Here is a 15,649-nt window from a genome sequence, read left to right as displayed (position 1 = left end):
GCACCGGAGCCTTTCGTCACGGGGGTCGCGCAGGGCATGCTCGGAGGCATGGGCGATGACGCGGGAGCCGTCCGGTCGGCGGTGCTGACCCTGCACCGCACGACGGGACTGCCCATGGTGTTCGGCGGCGCGCTCAGCGGCCAGGACCGGCTGCGCATCACCGAGCTCGTCGGCAACACGACCGACTCGCTGGACGGGCTCGTCGTCCGGCAGGGCAACGGGCTCGGCGGCAAGGCGATGGCGATGGGGCGCCCGGCGTGGGTGAGCAACTACCCGTGCGCGGCGTCGATCAGCCACGACTACGACAAGCCCGTCGGGCGCGAGGGGCTGCTGTCGATCGTGGCCGTCCCGATCGTCGTGCGGCGGCGGTGCCGCGGCGTCATCTACGGCGCGCTGCGCGAGCCCCTGTCGCTCGCCGACCGCGTCGTCGGCGCGGCCGTCCAGGTCGCCCGCGACCTCGAACAGGACCTCGCCGTCCAGGACCGCGCGGACGAGGCGCTGGCGCGGGCGCGGCCCGCCACGTCGGCGGCGCGCTGGGAGGAGGTCCGGGCGGTGCACGCCGAGCTCCGGGCGCTCGCCGAGCAGGTCGGCGACGCGCCGACCCGCGACCGGCTGCGGGAGGCGTCGCTGCGCCTCGCGGCGGCGGGCCTGGACGAGCCCGACGGGTCGCCCCGTCCCGTCCTGTCGCCGCGCGAGCTGGACGTCCTGTCCTATGTCGCGCTCGGCTGCACGAACGCGGAGACGGCCGATCACCTGGGCCTGCTGCCGGAGACGGTGAAGAGCTACCTGCGCTCGGCGATGCGCAAGCTGGACAGCCACACCCGCCTGGAAGCGGTCACCACCGCCCGCCGCGCCGGCCTGCTCCCCTGACCGCCGGGCATGCCGACGGGCCGGGGGGAACCGCGGGGCCGCGCGGTTTCTTCCGGTGGATCGGGCCCGGCGACGGGGTCAGCGACGCGCGGTACGGGTGTCGTCCAGTACAGATCGGCCCCCGTGGCGCACTGCCTGGACAACGGGCACCGCTCGCCGGCTGCGCCGGGCCGTGATCGCACGGCCGTCCCGCCTCGTTCCGGGCTGGGACGTCCGGCCCCCGAAATGCATTGGAAACCGTAACACCTAGGCGAACACGAATGTTCAGGTAAATCGGATACCGCTAGAAGTAGGTCCGGACGTAGCCGACGACGACGGGTCCGGCCGCCTCGCGCGCGAACGGGGAGATGTCGCGGTAGAAGCCGTCGTCTTCCCGTGCGGGGCGAACGCCGGGAGGGGCCCGGCCTGCGGCGCCGCGTTCACGCCCGCGACCTTCCCCGCGGGTGAGCCGATTGTGATCCCATAGGCCTCTCCTACCCCCGCAAAACCCCGATAGCGTTGGACTTGTGGAGGTTGAGGACTCAGGTGGGGCGTCCCGCCGCAAAGCTCTCTGGTTGATGGGCGCGGCCGCCGGACTCGCCGCACTCGGCGCGGACTCCGCGCGCACGTCCGACCCCACCCGGGGCCCCGGCTGGGCGACGGCGACGCCCCGCGCGCGACCGGTCATCCATCCGACGCCGACCCCTACTCCGACCCCGACGCCGCGGCCGGCGGCGTGGACGCCGGCGAAGCTCACCGCGTCGGAGAAGCCCATCCGCGAGCTGTCGGAGCTGTACCCGCCGCCGCCCCCGAAGTCGATCGCGCTCACCATCGACGACGGCCCGAGCCCGATGTACACGCCGCGGATGCTGGACCTGCTCGCCGAGCACCAGGTCCACGCGACGTTCTTCATCATCGGCGAGCAGGTCAAGGAGTACCCGAAGCTCACCCGCCGGATCGCCGACGCGGGCCACCAGATCTGCAACCACACCGAGACGCACCCGATCTCCATCGCGGGCCTCTCGCGCAAGCGGGTCCGCAAGGAGATCGTCGAGGCGCACGACCGGATCGCCGACATCACGGGCGTCGTCCCGCAGTTCTTCCGGTCGCCCGGCGGCGCCTGGTCGAAGACGATCCTGGAGCTCGTCGCCGAGCACGACATGCTGCCGGTCGACTGGGCGGTCGACCCGCGCGACTGGGCCCGGCCCGGCGTCGGCCACATCCGCCGCTCGCTCCTCAAGGGCAAGGCGGGCAACATCATGCTGGTCCACGACGGCGGCGGCGACCGTTCCCAGACCCTCAAGGCCCTGAAGACCGTCATCCCGAAGATGAAGAAGCGCGGCCTGACCTTCGTCGCCCTCTGACGAAGGTCAGGCGGCGCACTAGATCCGCGGGACGAGCGGCCTGGGCGCCGGGGCGGGGGCGGGGTCCCTCGCCGTGGGAGACGCCGGGCAGCCACCCCAGCCAGCGCGGCAGGTACCAGTTCGCCCGTCCGAGCAGGGACATGACGGCGGGCAGCAGGACCACCCGGACGATCGTCGCGTCGATGAGCACCGCCACGGCGAGGCCGACGCCGAGCTGCTTGAAGTCCTGCATCGACAGCGTCCCGAAGATCCCGAACGTGGCGATCATGATGACCGCGGCGCCGGTCACGACGCCGGCCGTGGCGCCGATGCCCTCCCGCACGGCGCGCGTGGTGTCCAGGCCCCGGTCGTAGGCCTCGCGGATCCGGGAGACGACGAACACGTGGTAGTCCATCGACAGCCCGAACAGGACCACGAAGACGAACAGCGGGATCCAGGACTCCAGCGCCCCGGCGCCCTTCGTCCCGACCAGCCCGTCTCCCCAGCCGTGCTGGAAGACCGCGACCATCACCCCGTAGGCGGCGCCCACCGACAGCAGGTTGAGGACGATCGAGCACAGCGCGACCGGCAGCGACCGGAAGAAGACCAGCATCAGCAGGAACGTGATGCCCATGACGAACAGGAACACCGGCACGATGCTCGACTTGAGCTGGTCGTTGTAGTCGACCGACCAGGCGAGCTGTCCGCTGACCGGCGCCTCGCCGACCCTCCCGACGGTCTGCGGGACGATCTGCTCGCGCAGTGTCTCCAGCGCGTGCTTCGACGCCGCGTCCGAGCCCGTCCCCGCGAGCGGCACCTCGATCTCGGCGATGTTCTCCCGCCCGTGCACGGTGACGTCGATCGGCTCGTTCATCTCGCCCGACGCGACCGCCCGCCGCTTCAGGTCCGCGATCGCGGCCTTGACCTGCGGCGCGTCGATGTCGCGGGCCTTCACCACCACGAGCGCGGGCTCCGGGTTGCCGGGGAACGCCTCGTTCAGCCGCGTGTAGGTCTGCGCGATCTCCTCGCCGGGCGGGATCTGCTGGTCGATGCGGAGCCGCTCGGTCTTCATGCCGAGCGCGGGCGCCGCCAGGGCGAGCAGCAGCCCCGCGGACAGCACGGCCGCGATCCCGGGACGCGCGAGGACGGGCTTCAGCATCGTCCCGACCAGCCCGGCACGCCCCTCGCGGCGCCGGGGAAGGCGGATCCGGCCGAAGTCGACCTTGTCCCCGAGCAGGGAGAGCAGGGCCGGCAGGACGGTCACCGAGCCGAGCATCGCGATGAACACCACGAGGATCGTCGCGACCGCCATCGCCTTGAACAGCAGCAGACCGGACAGGAACATCCCGGACATCGCGACCATCACCGCGAGGCCGGAGACCAGCACCGAGCGTCCCGAGGTGGCGGCGGCGATCGCCAGCGCCGTCTCCCGGTCGCGGCCCCGGCGCCGCTCCTCCCGCTCCCGTTGCAGGTAGAACAGGCAGTAGTCGACGCCGACGGCGAGGCCCATCAGCAGCATCACCGAGTTCGTCGTCTGGTCGACGTGCAGCGCGTGGCTGGTGAACGCGAGCAGCCCGCCCGCGGCGAGGAACGCGGTGAAGGCCAGCACGACCGGCAGCACCGCCGCGAGCAGCGCCCCGAACGCGACCAGCAGGATGCCGAGCGCGAGGGGCACGGCCGTCATCTCGGCCCGGCGGAAGTCGTCGCCGAGCGCCTTGTCGAACCAGGCGTCGGCCGTGGCGCCGCCGAACTCCCCGATCCGGACGGACGGGTTGTCGCGCTGCGCCTTCTCCACCGCGCCCCGGATGGCGGGCAGCGGATCGTCCGGCGTCTCCTTGACCGTGAACTGCACGATCACGTGGCGGCGGTCCTTGGACGTCACGTCCGGCCGGAGCTCGGTGATCACCCCGGTGGCCGAGACGTTCGCGCGCACCGCCGCGACCGCCCGCCGCATCTCGGGCGAGCCCGCCGCGGCCCCCCAGAGCAGCACGGTCTCGTGGTCGGGGTCCTCGACCCCGGCGTCGGTGAGGATCTGCTCGGCCCGCGCGGACTGCCCGGTGCCCTGCTCGTGGTCCTCCATCGTGACCTGGCCGGCCGCCCCGCCGAGAACCGAGGCGAGGACGACGAACAGCAGCCAGCCGAGGATGGCGGTCATGCGGTGCCGCGCGCTCCAGCCTCCGAGCGCCGCGGCGAGATTCCGTTTCATGGGGTCCCCTGAGTGGTCGAGTGCGGGGCGGGTCGAATGCGAGGTGGCACCCATGAAGCTAGGAAGCCCGCACCCGGGGCGACATGGGACTGGCTGGCGTGCGGGGGTGTACTCAACTACACCGCCGGGCCGGGTGACGGGCACACTGTGCACAGGGACGCCCGCCGGAAGACTGGACGCCAGACGGCAAGCGACCCGTGGAGGACCCGGTGGACGGTGAACTGGTGAAAGAGACTCGGCTGCAGCGGCATGTCCGGGCGCCCTGGCGCGGCCTGGCACTGTGGCTGCTGAGCGTCCCGGCGACCCTCGTCGGCCTGTGGTTCATCACGGTCATCTCGATGATCACGAGCTTCGTCGGGGTGCTGCTGTTCCCGTCCGCGACGATGCTGCTGCGCACCCAGCTCGACGCCTACCGGGAGCGCATCAACAAGTGGACGGACGTCCGCATCGAGCGCCCGTACCTGCCGGAACCCGAGCAGGAACCCGGCCTTAACGGCATGTTCAAGCGGTTCATCGCGCTGATCTCCGACCCGGCGACCTGGCGTGACTACCTCTGGGTGGTCGCCGACCCGTTCGTGGCGATCTTCACCGCCGCGCTGCCCGGCCTGCTGATCCTGTACGGGATCTGGGGGTACGTCCTCGCCGCGTTCGCCGGCGGGATGATCGGCCACTACGGCGGGAGCGAGTGGTACACCTACATCCACGTCACCGAGGGCTATGACCAGGACGCCGGGCGGATCCTGTCCACGGTGGTCGTCGCCACCGCCTGCATCACCGCCGGGTCCCTGCTCGGCCCGAAGATGATGAACGCCTACGGGCACTGGGGCCGCGCCATCCTCGGCCCGACGCGCAAGTCGGAGCTGGCCCTGCGCGTCCAGCACCTCACCGAGTCCCGGTCCGACGCCGTGGACGCGTCCGCCGCCGAGCTGCGCCGCATCGAGCGCGATCTGCACGACGGCGCGCAGGCCCGGCTCGTCGCGATGGGGATGAGCCTCGGCGCGATCGAGCACCTGCTCGACAAGGACCCGGAGAAGGCCCGCATCCTGCTCGCCGAGACGCGCGAGTCGTCGGCGAAGGCGCTGCACGAGCTGCGCGACCTCGTCCGCGGCATCCACCCGCCGGTGCTGGCCGACCGCGGCATCGGGGACGCGGTCAAGGCCCTCGCGCTCGACCACCCGCTGCGGGTCGAGGTGTCGGCGGACCTGCCGGCCCGTCCCGAGCCGCCGGTCGAGTCCGCCGCCTACTTCGCCGTGTCGGAGATCCTCACCAACGCGGCCAAGCACTCCGGCGCGTCCCGCGTGTGGGTCGACATGCGGTACGAGCGGGGGATGCTGCGGATCAGCGTGACCGACGACGGCCGCGGCGGCGCGTCCCTCGACCGCGGCAGCGGGCTGCGCGGGATCGAACGGCGGATCGGTACATTCGACGGGGTGCTCGCCCTCAACTCCCCCGTGGGCGGCCCGACGATCGTGACCATGGAGCTGCCGTGCGCGTTGTCCTCGCCGAAGACCTCGCCCTTCTGAGGGAGGGCCTGGTCAGCCTCCTGGAGTCGCACGACTTCGAGATCGCGGCCGCCGTCGACAACGGCCCGTCCCTGCTGAAGGCGCTGCTCGACCACCGCCCGGACGTGGCGGTGGTCGACGTGCGCCTGCCGCCGTCCTTCACCGACGAGGGGCTGCAGGCGGCGCTGGAGGCGCGGCGGCAGGTTCCGGGCCTGCCCGTCCTCGTGCTGTCGCAGTACGTCGAGCAGCTGTACGCCCGGGAGCTGCTCGCCGACGGCACCGGCGCCGTCGGCTACCTGCTCAAGGACCGGGTGTTCGACGCGGCCCAGTTCGTGGACGCGGTCCGCCGGGTCGCCGCGGGCGGCACCGCGATGGACCCGGAGGTCATCTCCCGGCTCGTCGCCAGCAACACCCGCGACACCCCGCTGGCCCGCCTCACCCCGCGCGAGACCGAGGTCCTGGAGCTGATGGCGCAGGGACGCTCCAACGCCGCGATCGCGGAGAAGCTCGTCGTCACCGAGCGCGCCGTCACCAAGCACACCGCGAACATCTTCGCCAAGCTCGACCTGCCCGTCACCGGCGACGACAACCGCCGCGTCCTCGCCGTCCTCGCGTTCCTCAATCGCTGACAGGGCGTACCCGCTGACGGTCGCCCCGCTCGTCCCACGGGTACCGGGGGCCACGCCGGGTGGCATAGTCTGCCCGGCGAGCAGGCCCCGGGAGGGCGCTATGACGGTGATTCTGGTTCTGCTGTGCCTGGCCATCGCCGGGCGGGAGCTCTACCTGGCGTTCGAACGCCGGCGAACGCCGGGCGCGCCCGAGATCGCCGACATCCGCACGCAGCTGCGCGCGCTCAAGGGCACCCGCGACGAGCTGGAGTCGTTCCGCACGTCGCAGCGGGAGCGCCTCGACCGGCTCACGGCCGAGCAGGACCGCGACCGGGAGGCGCTCGCCGAGACCGACGCCCGGATCAGGTCGCTGATCACGCAGATCAACGACCGGCTGGTGCCGGACGTCAGCGACCGGCTCAAGCGGCAGCGGGAGGCCGCCGAGGACCAGCGGGAGGCCGTGGACCGGCTCGCCGCCGAGGTCGCCGGGCTCCGCGCGCACCTCGCCGGGCGGCTCGACGGGGCCGTGGCCGCGTCCCTCGGCGCCGACCCCGGCGACCTGGTCGCCGGTGCCCTCACGGTCGTCCCGGCGGAGGCGCGGCCCGCGCTGGCCGGCCCCTACGAGCGGTTCGCCGAGCATCACGGGCTCCGCGTCGAGCTGACCGACCGCGACCGTTACTACCTGTCCGGACGCAGTCCGCGCGGCCTGGAGAGCGACTTCCTCGACCTCGTCGCCGCGATCCGGGAGAACTGCACGGAGACCACCGGGAAGGCGCGGAGCCTGATGGGCGCGCTGCGCGACACCGAGCGCGGCGGCGCGCAGGTCGGGCCGCTCGTCATCGTCCGGACGCCGGAGGCGCTCGTGTGCGGGGTGCTGCCGCTCGCCGAGCTGGTCCGCCCCGAGGCCGCCCGGCTGCTGGACGACCCGGCCGGCACGGCCGCGCGCCTGCGCAGCCTCCCGCTCGGCCGGTTCTGCGAGGCGCCCTAACTCCGCGGGGACGTCCAGGTGAACGCGGGCGCGCGGCGTTCGAGGAAGGCGGCGACGCCCTCCTCGACCTCCCCGCTCGCGGCGACCTCCGCGTGCCACCGCCGCGCCTTCTCCTCGACGGGGCCGGCGGCGACGATGGCGTCCACGATGTCCTTGGTCGCCTGCTGGGTCAGCAGGGACCGGGACGCGAGCGTCGCGGCGAACGCGGCCACGCGCTCCGCCAGCCCGCCCGCCGGGACGACCTCGTCCAGCAGCCCGACGCGCAGGGCGTGCGCGGCGTCGACCAGGTCGGCCGAGTACAGCAGGTACTTCGCGGCGGCCGCCCCGACGAGCCCGACGAGCCGCGCCGTCGCGGCGGCCGGGTAGACGATGCCGAGCCTGGCCGGCGTGACGCCGAACCGCGCGCCCTCCGCCGCGAACCGCAGGTCGCAGGCCGCCGCGAGCTGGCAGCCGCCGCCCACGCAGTACCCCTCGATCGCGGCGAGGGTCGGCTTCGGGAACGCCGCGAGCGCCTGCTCCGCCACCGTCGACAGGTGCGAGTCGTCGGCGCGGTGGATGTCGGCCAGCTCGGAGATGTCGGCGCCCGCGCAGAAGTTCCCGCCGGCGCCCGTCAGCACCACGACCCGGACGTACGGATCGGCGGCGAGGCCGTCCAGGATGCCGGGGAGCGCCCGCCACATGTCCGCCGACATGGCGTTCCGTTTGGCCGGACGGTCGATCGTGACCGTCCCGACGCCTCCGGCGACCTCGCAGACCAGTCCCTCGCCCATCGTCCTCCCTCGCTCTGCCGCGACCGCGATGCTAGCGACCGGGTCCGGCACCGCCGTCACTGACCTTGGGGAATGCGGAAGGGCCTTCCGGTGCTGTACTGTCGAGGCAGCGACTCCGGATGTCCGCGACTTGCATCGGGAGCGCTTCTTCCCCGCCCGGGCCATCTGAGAGCCCGGTGATTCTCCGTTCCGCACGCGGCAAGGCGTGCGGGATCGCCGCACCAAGGGAGCCACGTCAGCCCGGTGAACCGAGCTGCATTCCTCGCATTCCCCTCGCGTACGCGCCGCGGGTTCCGCCGCCGTGCGCGGGCTTCGACCCCGGGCGGCGCGGAGCGTTCCGCGCCGGCCTGAGAAGGGACCCGCATGTCCACTTCCACCCTCACCTCCGAACCCCCCGCCACCGGACGCAAGGCGCAGTCGCACGGCGTGCCCGCGCAGAGCGGCCGCAAGGGCGGGCAGGGGCGGCGCGCCGCCGAAGAAGCGCCCGCCGTCCCGTTCCACGGCCTCCTCGTCGTCCAGGACAAGCACGCGTTCGTCCGCACGTCCGGCTACCTCGCCGGGCAGGACGACGTGCACGTCTCCCTCGCCCAGGTCAAGGCGCACCACCTGCGGCCCGGCGACGCCGTCGCCGGCACCGCCCGGCCGCCGAAGTCCAGCCGGGAGAAGTACTCCTCCCTCGCCCGCGTGGAGACCGTGAACGGCCTCCCGGCGGCGGAGGCGGCGCACCGGCCCGAGTTCGGCAAGCTGACCCCGCTCTACCCCGACGAGCGGCTGCGCCTCGACACCGGGCCGCTCGCGACCCGCGTCATCGACCTGGTCGCGCCGATCGGCAAGGGCCAGCGCGGGCTGATCGTGTCGCCGCCCAAGGTCGGCAAGACGATGGTCCTGCAGGCCGTCGCGAACGCGATCGCGCAGAACAACCCCGAGGTGCACCTCATGGTCGTGCTCATCGACGAGCGGCCCGAGGAGGTCACCGACCTGCAGCGGTCGGTCCGCGGCGAGGTGATCCACTCGACGTTCGACCGGCCCGCGCAGGACCACACGGCGCTCGCCGAACTCGCGATCGAGCGGGCCAAGCGCCTCGTCGAGCAGGGCCACGACGTCGTCATGCTGCTCGACTCGATCACCCGGCTCGGCCGGGCGTACAACCTCGCGGCGCCCTCCAGCAGCCGCATCCTCGCAGGCGGCGTCGCGACCACCGCCATCTACCCGCCGAAGAAGTTCTTCGGCGCCGCCCGCAACATCGAGAACGGCGGCTCGCTCACCATCCTCGCCACCGCGCTGGTGGAGACCGGATCCCGCATGGACGACGTCTTCTTCGAGGAGTACAAGGGCACCGGCAACATGGAGCTGAAGCTCGACCGGGGCCTCGCCGACCGCCGCGTCTTCCCCGCCGTCGACATCGAGGCGTCCGGCACCCGCCGCGACGAGCTGCTCATGTCGCCCGAGGAGCTCGCCCTGTCGTGGCGCCTGCGCCGCGCCCTCCAGGGGCTGGAGCGCCAGCAGGCCGTCGAGCAGCTCCTGGAGAAGATGAAGGGGACCTCGTCCAACGCCGAGTTCCTGCTCCGCCTCCAGCAGACGACCTGACCGGGCCGCGCCCCGTCACTCGTCCTCGGCGTCACTCGTCCTTACTCGTTCTTCTCCGGCTTGAACGATCTGAGGATCTTGTCGTAGAGGCGCTGGCCCGGCGTCCAGTCCGGATCGGGCGCCGAGAAGCAGAACTGGTATCCCGCCGCGCGCCCGCACAGCACGTGCCGGACCTCCCGGGCGCCCTCGCGCCAGGTGAACTCCCATTCGGCGGCGCCCGCGGCGACCTCGGGCGCCGGTTCCAGCCGCAGCCGCCGGTAGCCGGGGTAGCGATGCTCCGCCAGCGCGCCGTCCTCCTCCGCGCGCAGGCCCACCAACGGGTCGCCGGGGGCCGGGGCGATGCGCAGCCCCCGCTTCGAGCCGGTGTCCTTCCAGGTCATGACGTTGCCGCGCCGCTCGGCCCGCCACCCCGCAGGCACGCGCACCGAGTACGCCCCCGTCTCGTGGTAGCGCGCCGTCTTCGCCGTCACGCCCGCCGCCGGGCGCAGCGCGACCGCGTCGCCCTTGCCGACCGACGTCCACCGGGCCGTCCAGGTGCCCGCCCCCGCCGCGAGCGCCGCGAGGACCGCCACGCTGGCGACCGCCCCCGGGCGCAGGCGCCGTCCCCGCGGCAGGACCGGGACCGTCCAGCGCGACCCGCACGGCGGAGCGCCGCCGGGCCGCCTCCCGTCACGCAGCGTCCACGGGACGCGCGGGCCCCGGAAGGTCCGCGCCCGCGCCGCCGCCGGCCGGGAGGCCCTGCCGCGGAAAGGGTTCCGGGGCGCGGGGAAACGGCGCGGGCGGGGGATCACCGCCCGGGTGAGACCCGATTCGGGGACGGTTCCGATGACGTTCCGCAACATTTCCGCGGTCGCTTCGGCCGTCAATCTGTCTTCCGGATTCTGCCGCAGCAGCCCCTCGATGACGGAAGTGAGCGGTCCGGCCCTTACCGGGCGGGCATAGTCGCCCAATAGGACGGCCACCATGGACGCGAGAGCATGGCAGCGCAAGAACGGCGAGAAACCCTCGACCGCCATGTAAAGCGTCGCTCCGAGTGACCACAGGTCGGACGCCTCCACGCTCGGCTGGCCGTTCACCCGTTCCGGCGGGAGGTACGCGGGAGAGCCCTCGATGCCCGCGAGCAGCGTGTCGGCGGGTTCCGGGCCCTTGCCGTTGTGGACGGCCAGGCCGAAGTCGCTGAGCAGGACCCGCCCGTCGTCGCAGATCAGGACGTTGCTGGGCTTGACGTCGCGGTGCAGGATCCCCGCCGCGTGCGACGCGCGGAGCACCGACAGCACGGCGGCGCCGACCTCCGCGGTCCGCCGGACGCCGACCGGCCCGCCCTCGGTGACCAGCCGGTTCAGCGAGCACGCCTCCAGGAACTCCATGACGATCCACGGCCGGCCGTCCTCGACGATGAGGTCGTGGACGGCGACGACGCCCGGGTGGCGGAGCGCGGCGGTGGCGCGGGCCTCGCACAGGAGGCGCCGGCACATCACCCTGCGTTCGCTCTCGGTGATGCGCGAGGGGAGTTGCACCTCCTTGACGGCGACGTACCGGTCCAGCATCTCGTCGTAGGCCCGCCAAACGGTGCCCATGCCGCCCCTGCCGACCACGGAGAGCAGGCGATACCGTCGCGCGAGCGGAATCAGCCGATCCCCACTCATGCCGGAGGTAATCGCCGGAACGCACCCAAGGCACGCTCCCTCGGCATCAATTGATTCTTGACCGGTCCCTGCCCGGGAAAAGGTCCGGGAGCGTGGTATAAGCCGCGCCCCTGCAATTCACGCGAGGACGCTCTTCGCCCACGTGTAGTCGGACTTCCCGACGGCCGTGCGCTGCACCTCGCCGACCAGCGTGATCTGCCGCGGCAGCTTGTAGCCGGCGAGGCGGCCGCGGCAGTATTCGGTCAGTTCCTCGAGCGTGATCGTGCTGCCGGGACGCGGCGCGACGACGGCGGCGACGCGCTGCCCGAAACGCTCGTCCGGCAGGCCGACGACGACCGCGTCGTCCACGGCCGGATGGTCCTTCAGCGCGACCTCGACCTCTTCCGGGTAGACCTTCTCCCCGCCGGTGTTGATGACCAGCGAGCCGCGGCCGAGGAGGGTGATCGTGCCGTCCTCCTCCAGGCTCGCGTAGTCGCCGGGGATCGACCAGCGGGTGCCGCCGGTGTCGGTGAAGAACGTCGACGCGGTCTTTTCCGGGTCGTTGTAGTAGCCGAGCGGGATGTGGCCGCTGCGCGCGAGCCTGCCGATCTCGCCGGGCTTCACCGGGTTCAGATCGTCGTCCAGGACGGTGATCTCCGGCTTCATCATGAACCGGGCCGTCCCCTCCCTGCCGCCGACGGACGGCCCGCACGCTCCGGTCTCCGAGGCGCCGTAGTTGTCGAGGAACATGATGTGCGGCAGGTGCTCCTGGAGCGCCGCCTTGGCGCCCTCCGTCAGCGGCGCGCCGCCGGACGCGATCGCCATCAGCGAGGACGTGTCGTGGCCGCCGCCCGCGAGCGCCTTCGCGACCGGCCGCGCCATGACGTCCCCGACCAGCATCAGCACGTTCGCCTGCTCCTCGGCGAGCAGCCGCAGCGCCCGGTCCGCGTCGAACGCGCGGTCGGTGTAAAGGACGACCTTCGCGCCGCTGAACAACCCCATGCACGCGACCCACTGCCCGGCGCCGTGCATCACCGGCGCGCAGTCCAGGACGGCCATCGCGGGCTGGTCGGCGTTGGCGGCGATCTCCTCCGGGCCGCCGATCGGGTCGCCGAGGACGTTCCCGCCGCCGAGCGCGCCGAAGAAGATGTCCTCGCAGCGCCACTCGACGCCCTTCGGGTAGCCCGTCGTGCCGCCCGTGTACATGATGTAGCGGTCGTCGCTGGACCGCTCCGGGAAGCCGGCGCCCGGGCCGGCCGCGGCGAGCGCCTTCTCGTACTCGACCGCGTCAGGGATCCCGTCCCCCTCCCCGTCCTCCAGGACGACGACGTACCGCAGCCCCGGCAGCTCGGCGCGGATCTCCTCCACCTTCGCCAGCAGGGACCGCTCCCCGATCAGCGCGACCGAGCCGGAGTCGGCGAGGACGTGCCGCAGCTCGGCGGCGACGTACCGGAAGTTCACCGGGACCGGCACGGCGCGGATCTTGAACGCGCCGAACATCGCCTCGACCCACTCGGCCCGGTTGTGGGCGAGGATCGCGACATGCTCCCCGGGCCGGACGCCGGCCGCCGCGAGATGGTGCCCGACCCGGCTCGCCCGCTCGTCGAGCTGCCGGTAGGTCCGCCGCTCGTCCCCGGCCACCAGGGCGGGGCGGTCCGGCCCCGCCTCGGCGAGGATTTCGAGCAGATCGGCCAGGTTGTAGCTTCGCGCCATGCCGCGTCCTCGCGATGTCGGGGTGGGGACCGTCCCGATCCTCTCCACGAACGGCCGGCGAACTCAATCCCTATTGGCGCCGCGTCCAATGAGATGAATAACACACCCGATGCCCTCATCTGGCCACCCGGGCGGTCCTTACACGGCTCTTATCCGGGTACCGGCATGCTTGGCCGTAACGATTCAGTATCAGACGGGGGTAGTGGTGAGCGCAGGCGCGATGGCGTGGACCCCGCCGACGTGGGAGGAGATCGTCAGCGAGCACTCGACCCGGGTGTTCCGGCTGGCGTACCGGCTGACCGGCAACCGGCACGACGCCGAGGACCTGACGCAGGACGTCTTCATCCGGGTCTTCCGCTCACTGTCGTCCTACAGCCCCGGCACGTTCGAGGGCTGGCTGCACCGCATCACGACCAACCTCTTCCTCGACCGTGCCCGCCGCAAGCAGCGCATCCGGTTCGACGCCCTCGGCGACGACGCCGCCGAGCGCCTCCAGGGCCGCGAGCCGTCCCCGGCGCAGGCCTACAACGACCGGCATCTCGACCACGACATCCAGAAGGCGCTGGACGGGCTCGCCCCCGAGTACCGCGCCGCGGTCGTCCTCTGCGACATCGAGGGCCTCTCGTACGAGGAGATCGCCGCGTCCCTGAACGTCAAGCTCGGCACCGTCCGCTCCCGGATCCACCGCGGCCGCGCCCAGCTCCGCACCGCCCTCGAACACCGCAGGCCCGCCGAGTGCACGCAGTGACGAGCATCACTAGTGACCGTTGAGTAACTTCCGGCCTACCCTGCGGCCGTGGACATCGTCTTCGAGCGCCTCGGCGAGGGGCCGCCCCTCGTCCTGCTGCACGGCATCGGCCACCGCCGCCAGGGCTGGGCGCCCGTCATGGACCTGCTCGCCGCCGAGCGCGAGGTCATCGCCGTCGACCTGCCCGGTTTCGGCGACTCCCCGCCCCTCCCGCCGGGAACCCCCTACACGCTGGACGCCGCCGTCTCCGCCCTCGCGGAGTCCTTCGCCACCCTCGGCCTGGACCGCCCGCACATCGCGGGCAACTCCCTCGGCGGCCTGTTCGCCCTCGAAGCCGCCGACCGCGGCCTCGCCAGCTCCGCGACCGCCCTGTCCCCGGCGGGCTTCTTCAACGCCCTCGAATTCCGCTACGGCATGTCGGTGCTGCGCGCCTCGCGGCCCGGCGCCCGCGTCCCGGAGACGTTCCTCACCCGGCTGGCCCGCTCGCCGCGCCGCCGCGCCCTGATGTTCGGCATGATCTACGGCCGCCCGGACCGGATGGACGTCGAGGCCCTCACCGGCGACGCCCGCGCCCTGCGGAACGCCCCCGGCTTCGAGCCCACCCTCCGCGCCGGCCGCACCACCCGGTTCCTCGGCTCCTGCGCGGACGTCCCCGTCACGATCGCCTGGGGCACCAAGGACCGCCTGCTCCTGCGCAGCCAGGCGATCCGCGCCCAGCGCCGCCTGCCCCACGCCCGCTTCGTCTGGCTGGAGGGCTGCGGCCACGTCCCCATGGCCGACGACCCGCACCTGGTGGCGAAGGTCCTCCTCGACGGCAGCGCCCACCCCCTCCTCACCGCCCACCCGGAGGCCGCCGCGTCCTAGGACGCCAGGCGCTCGGTCAGGAAGGCGAGGATCTCGTCCCTGGCCTTCACCGTGGGATGCCCGTCCTCGTCGACGAGGTGGGCGGTGACGACGCTGTGCGGGGTCCCGACCACATCGCGGAAGAACGGCGGCGGCTCGGTGTTGGCGGCCTCACCCGGCAGGACCCGCCCGTCGAAGGCGTCACCGAGCAGCGCCTGGTAGGCGGCGAACCGCTGGCCGGTGCACCAGCGGTCGTTGTCGAAGCGGTAGGCGAGCACCTTCACGCCGTCGCGCTCGACCCGGTCCCTGACCGCGCGGGCGTCCTCGTCGCTGAGCTCCAGCCCGGCGGGATCGTCCAGCGGAAGCGACGGATGGTTCACGACCGGCGCGATCACGGCCGGTTCGAGCGCCATGGTGAGGGCGAAGTTCCCCGTGAAACACAGCCCGATCGCGCCGACCCCCGGACCGCCGCACTCGGCGTGCGCCTGCCGCGCGAGCCCCCGCAACCACGCCGTGACCGGACTCGTGCCGCCCCCGGCGAACGCCCGGAACTCCGCGCTGACACACACCCGCCGCACGATCTTCTCGCCGTCCTCGGCCGTCGGATAGGCACCGTCGACCCCGAACAGCGAGGGCACGAGGACGGTGAACCCCGCGTCCCGCACCCACCGCGCCAGTCGCAGGACGTCCGGACTGATCCCCGGCATCTCCGGCATCACCACCACAGCCGGCCCCGCCCCTGCGGAGTAGACCGTCTTCACCACCCCGTCGACATCGACGAGCCGCCGGCTGAAGTCCGTGATCGCATCGCTCTTCTCGCTCATGGCGACCAGCGTGGCCCCGGGCACCCCGCACCGGCGATGGGCC

12 protein-coding genes and 1 pseudogene are annotated in these 15,649 nt (G+C 72.8%); 8 read left to right on the top strand and 5 right to left on the bottom strand.

The annotated features are described in order from the left end of the window. The first annotated feature begins 48 nt into the window (after positions 1-48). Positions 49-870: a LuxR C-terminal-related transcriptional regulator gene (locus tag ABGB11_RS05575; protein ID WP_347629440.1), complete on the top strand. Its 822-nt coding sequence runs from the start codon at positions 49-51 to the stop codon at positions 868-870. 506 nt (positions 871-1,376) lie between these two features. Next, positions 1,377-2,213 carry a polysaccharide deacetylase family protein gene (locus ABGB11_RS05570; protein ID WP_347629438.1) on the top strand — a complete coding sequence of 279 codons (837 nt, stop codon included), beginning with the start codon at positions 1,377-1,379 and terminating at the stop codon, positions 2,211-2,213. Here ABGB11_RS05570 and ABGB11_RS05565 read toward each other — a convergent pair. After that, entirely contained in the window at positions 2,167-4,398 is a 2,232-nt protein-coding gene (locus ABGB11_RS05565; RefSeq protein WP_347629436.1) for an MMPL family transporter, read from the bottom strand. The two genes, ABGB11_RS05570 and ABGB11_RS05565, sit on opposite strands and share 47 nt — an antisense overlap. A 224-nt stretch (positions 4,399-4,622) precedes the next feature. Between ABGB11_RS05565 and ABGB11_RS05560 the strand changes: the two genes are divergently transcribed. The 3 genes from ABGB11_RS05560 to ABGB11_RS05550 all read left to right on the top strand — a co-directional run bounded on the left by ABGB11_RS05560 (position 4,623) and on the right by ABGB11_RS05550 (position 7,496). After that, the gene (locus ABGB11_RS05560; protein WP_347629434.1) at positions 4,623-5,921 is read left to right on the top strand and encodes a histidine kinase; all 1,299 of its coding nucleotides are present in this window, start codon (positions 4,623-4,625) and stop codon (positions 5,919-5,921) included. Continuing rightward, on the top strand, positions 5,885-6,529 hold the full coding sequence (locus tag ABGB11_RS05555; RefSeq protein WP_347629432.1) for a response regulator transcription factor: 645 nt from the start codon (positions 5,885-5,887) through the stop codon (positions 6,527-6,529). Before ABGB11_RS05560 ends, ABGB11_RS05555 begins: the two co-directional genes overlap by 37 nt. Positions 6,530-6,629: 100 nt before the next feature. After that, entirely contained in the window at positions 6,630-7,496 is an 867-nt protein-coding gene (locus ABGB11_RS05550) for a hypothetical protein (protein ID WP_347629430.1), read from the top strand. Here the strand turns inward: ABGB11_RS05550 and ABGB11_RS05545 are convergent. Continuing rightward, the gene (locus ABGB11_RS05545; RefSeq protein WP_347629428.1) at positions 7,493-8,266 is read right to left on the bottom strand and encodes an enoyl-CoA hydratase-related protein; all 774 of its coding nucleotides are present in this window, start codon (positions 8,264-8,266) and stop codon (positions 7,493-7,495) included. The two genes, ABGB11_RS05550 and ABGB11_RS05545, sit on opposite strands and share 4 nt — an antisense overlap. A gap of 489 nt (positions 8,267-8,755) precedes the next feature. On the opposite strand from ABGB11_RS05545, the pseudogene rho reads away from it, so the two are divergent. Beyond that, positions 8,756-9,853: pseudogene (rho, locus tag ABGB11_RS05540) on the top strand (transcription termination factor Rho); the annotation flags it as partial. Between the two features lie 41 nt (positions 9,854-9,894). Here the strand turns inward: rho and ABGB11_RS05535 are convergent. Continuing rightward, complete coding sequence (locus ABGB11_RS05535) at positions 9,895-11,499, bottom strand: serine/threonine-protein kinase (protein ID WP_347629426.1); 1,605 nt, start codon at positions 11,497-11,499, stop codon at positions 9,895-9,897. A gap of 117 nt (positions 11,500-11,616) precedes the next feature. Beyond that, on the bottom strand, positions 11,617-13,191 hold the full coding sequence (locus ABGB11_RS05530) for an acyl-CoA synthetase (protein WP_347629424.1): 1,575 nt from the start codon (positions 13,189-13,191) through the stop codon (positions 11,617-11,619). Positions 13,192-13,411: 220 nt separating this feature from the next. Here ABGB11_RS05530 and sigE point away from each other — a divergent pair, with 220 nt between their 5' ends. Beyond that, positions 13,412-13,939: an RNA polymerase sigma factor SigE gene (gene sigE, locus ABGB11_RS05525; RefSeq protein WP_347629659.1), complete on the top strand. Its 528-nt coding sequence runs from the start codon at positions 13,412-13,414 to the stop codon at positions 13,937-13,939. Positions 13,940-13,987: 48 nt separating this feature from the next. After that, positions 13,988-14,803: an alpha/beta fold hydrolase gene (locus ABGB11_RS05520; protein WP_347629422.1), complete on the top strand. Its 816-nt coding sequence runs from the start codon at positions 13,988-13,990 to the stop codon at positions 14,801-14,803. Here ABGB11_RS05520 and ABGB11_RS05515 read toward each other — a convergent pair. After that, complete coding sequence (locus ABGB11_RS05515; RefSeq protein ID WP_347629419.1) at positions 14,800-15,606, bottom strand: dienelactone hydrolase family protein; 807 nt, start codon at positions 15,604-15,606, stop codon at positions 14,800-14,802. The genes ABGB11_RS05520 and ABGB11_RS05515 overlap by 4 nt on opposite strands. Between the last annotated feature and the right edge of the window lie 43 nt (positions 15,607-15,649).

Origin of the sequence: Actinomadura sp. B10D3 (assembly GCF_039871695.1) — a bacterium.
Classification (GTDB): domain Bacteria; phylum Actinomycetota; class Actinomycetes; order Streptosporangiales; family Streptosporangiaceae; genus Spirillospora; species Spirillospora madurae.
The sequence above is the reverse complement of the archived record's forward strand: the minus strand, read 5'-3'. Positions and strand labels throughout refer to the sequence as shown.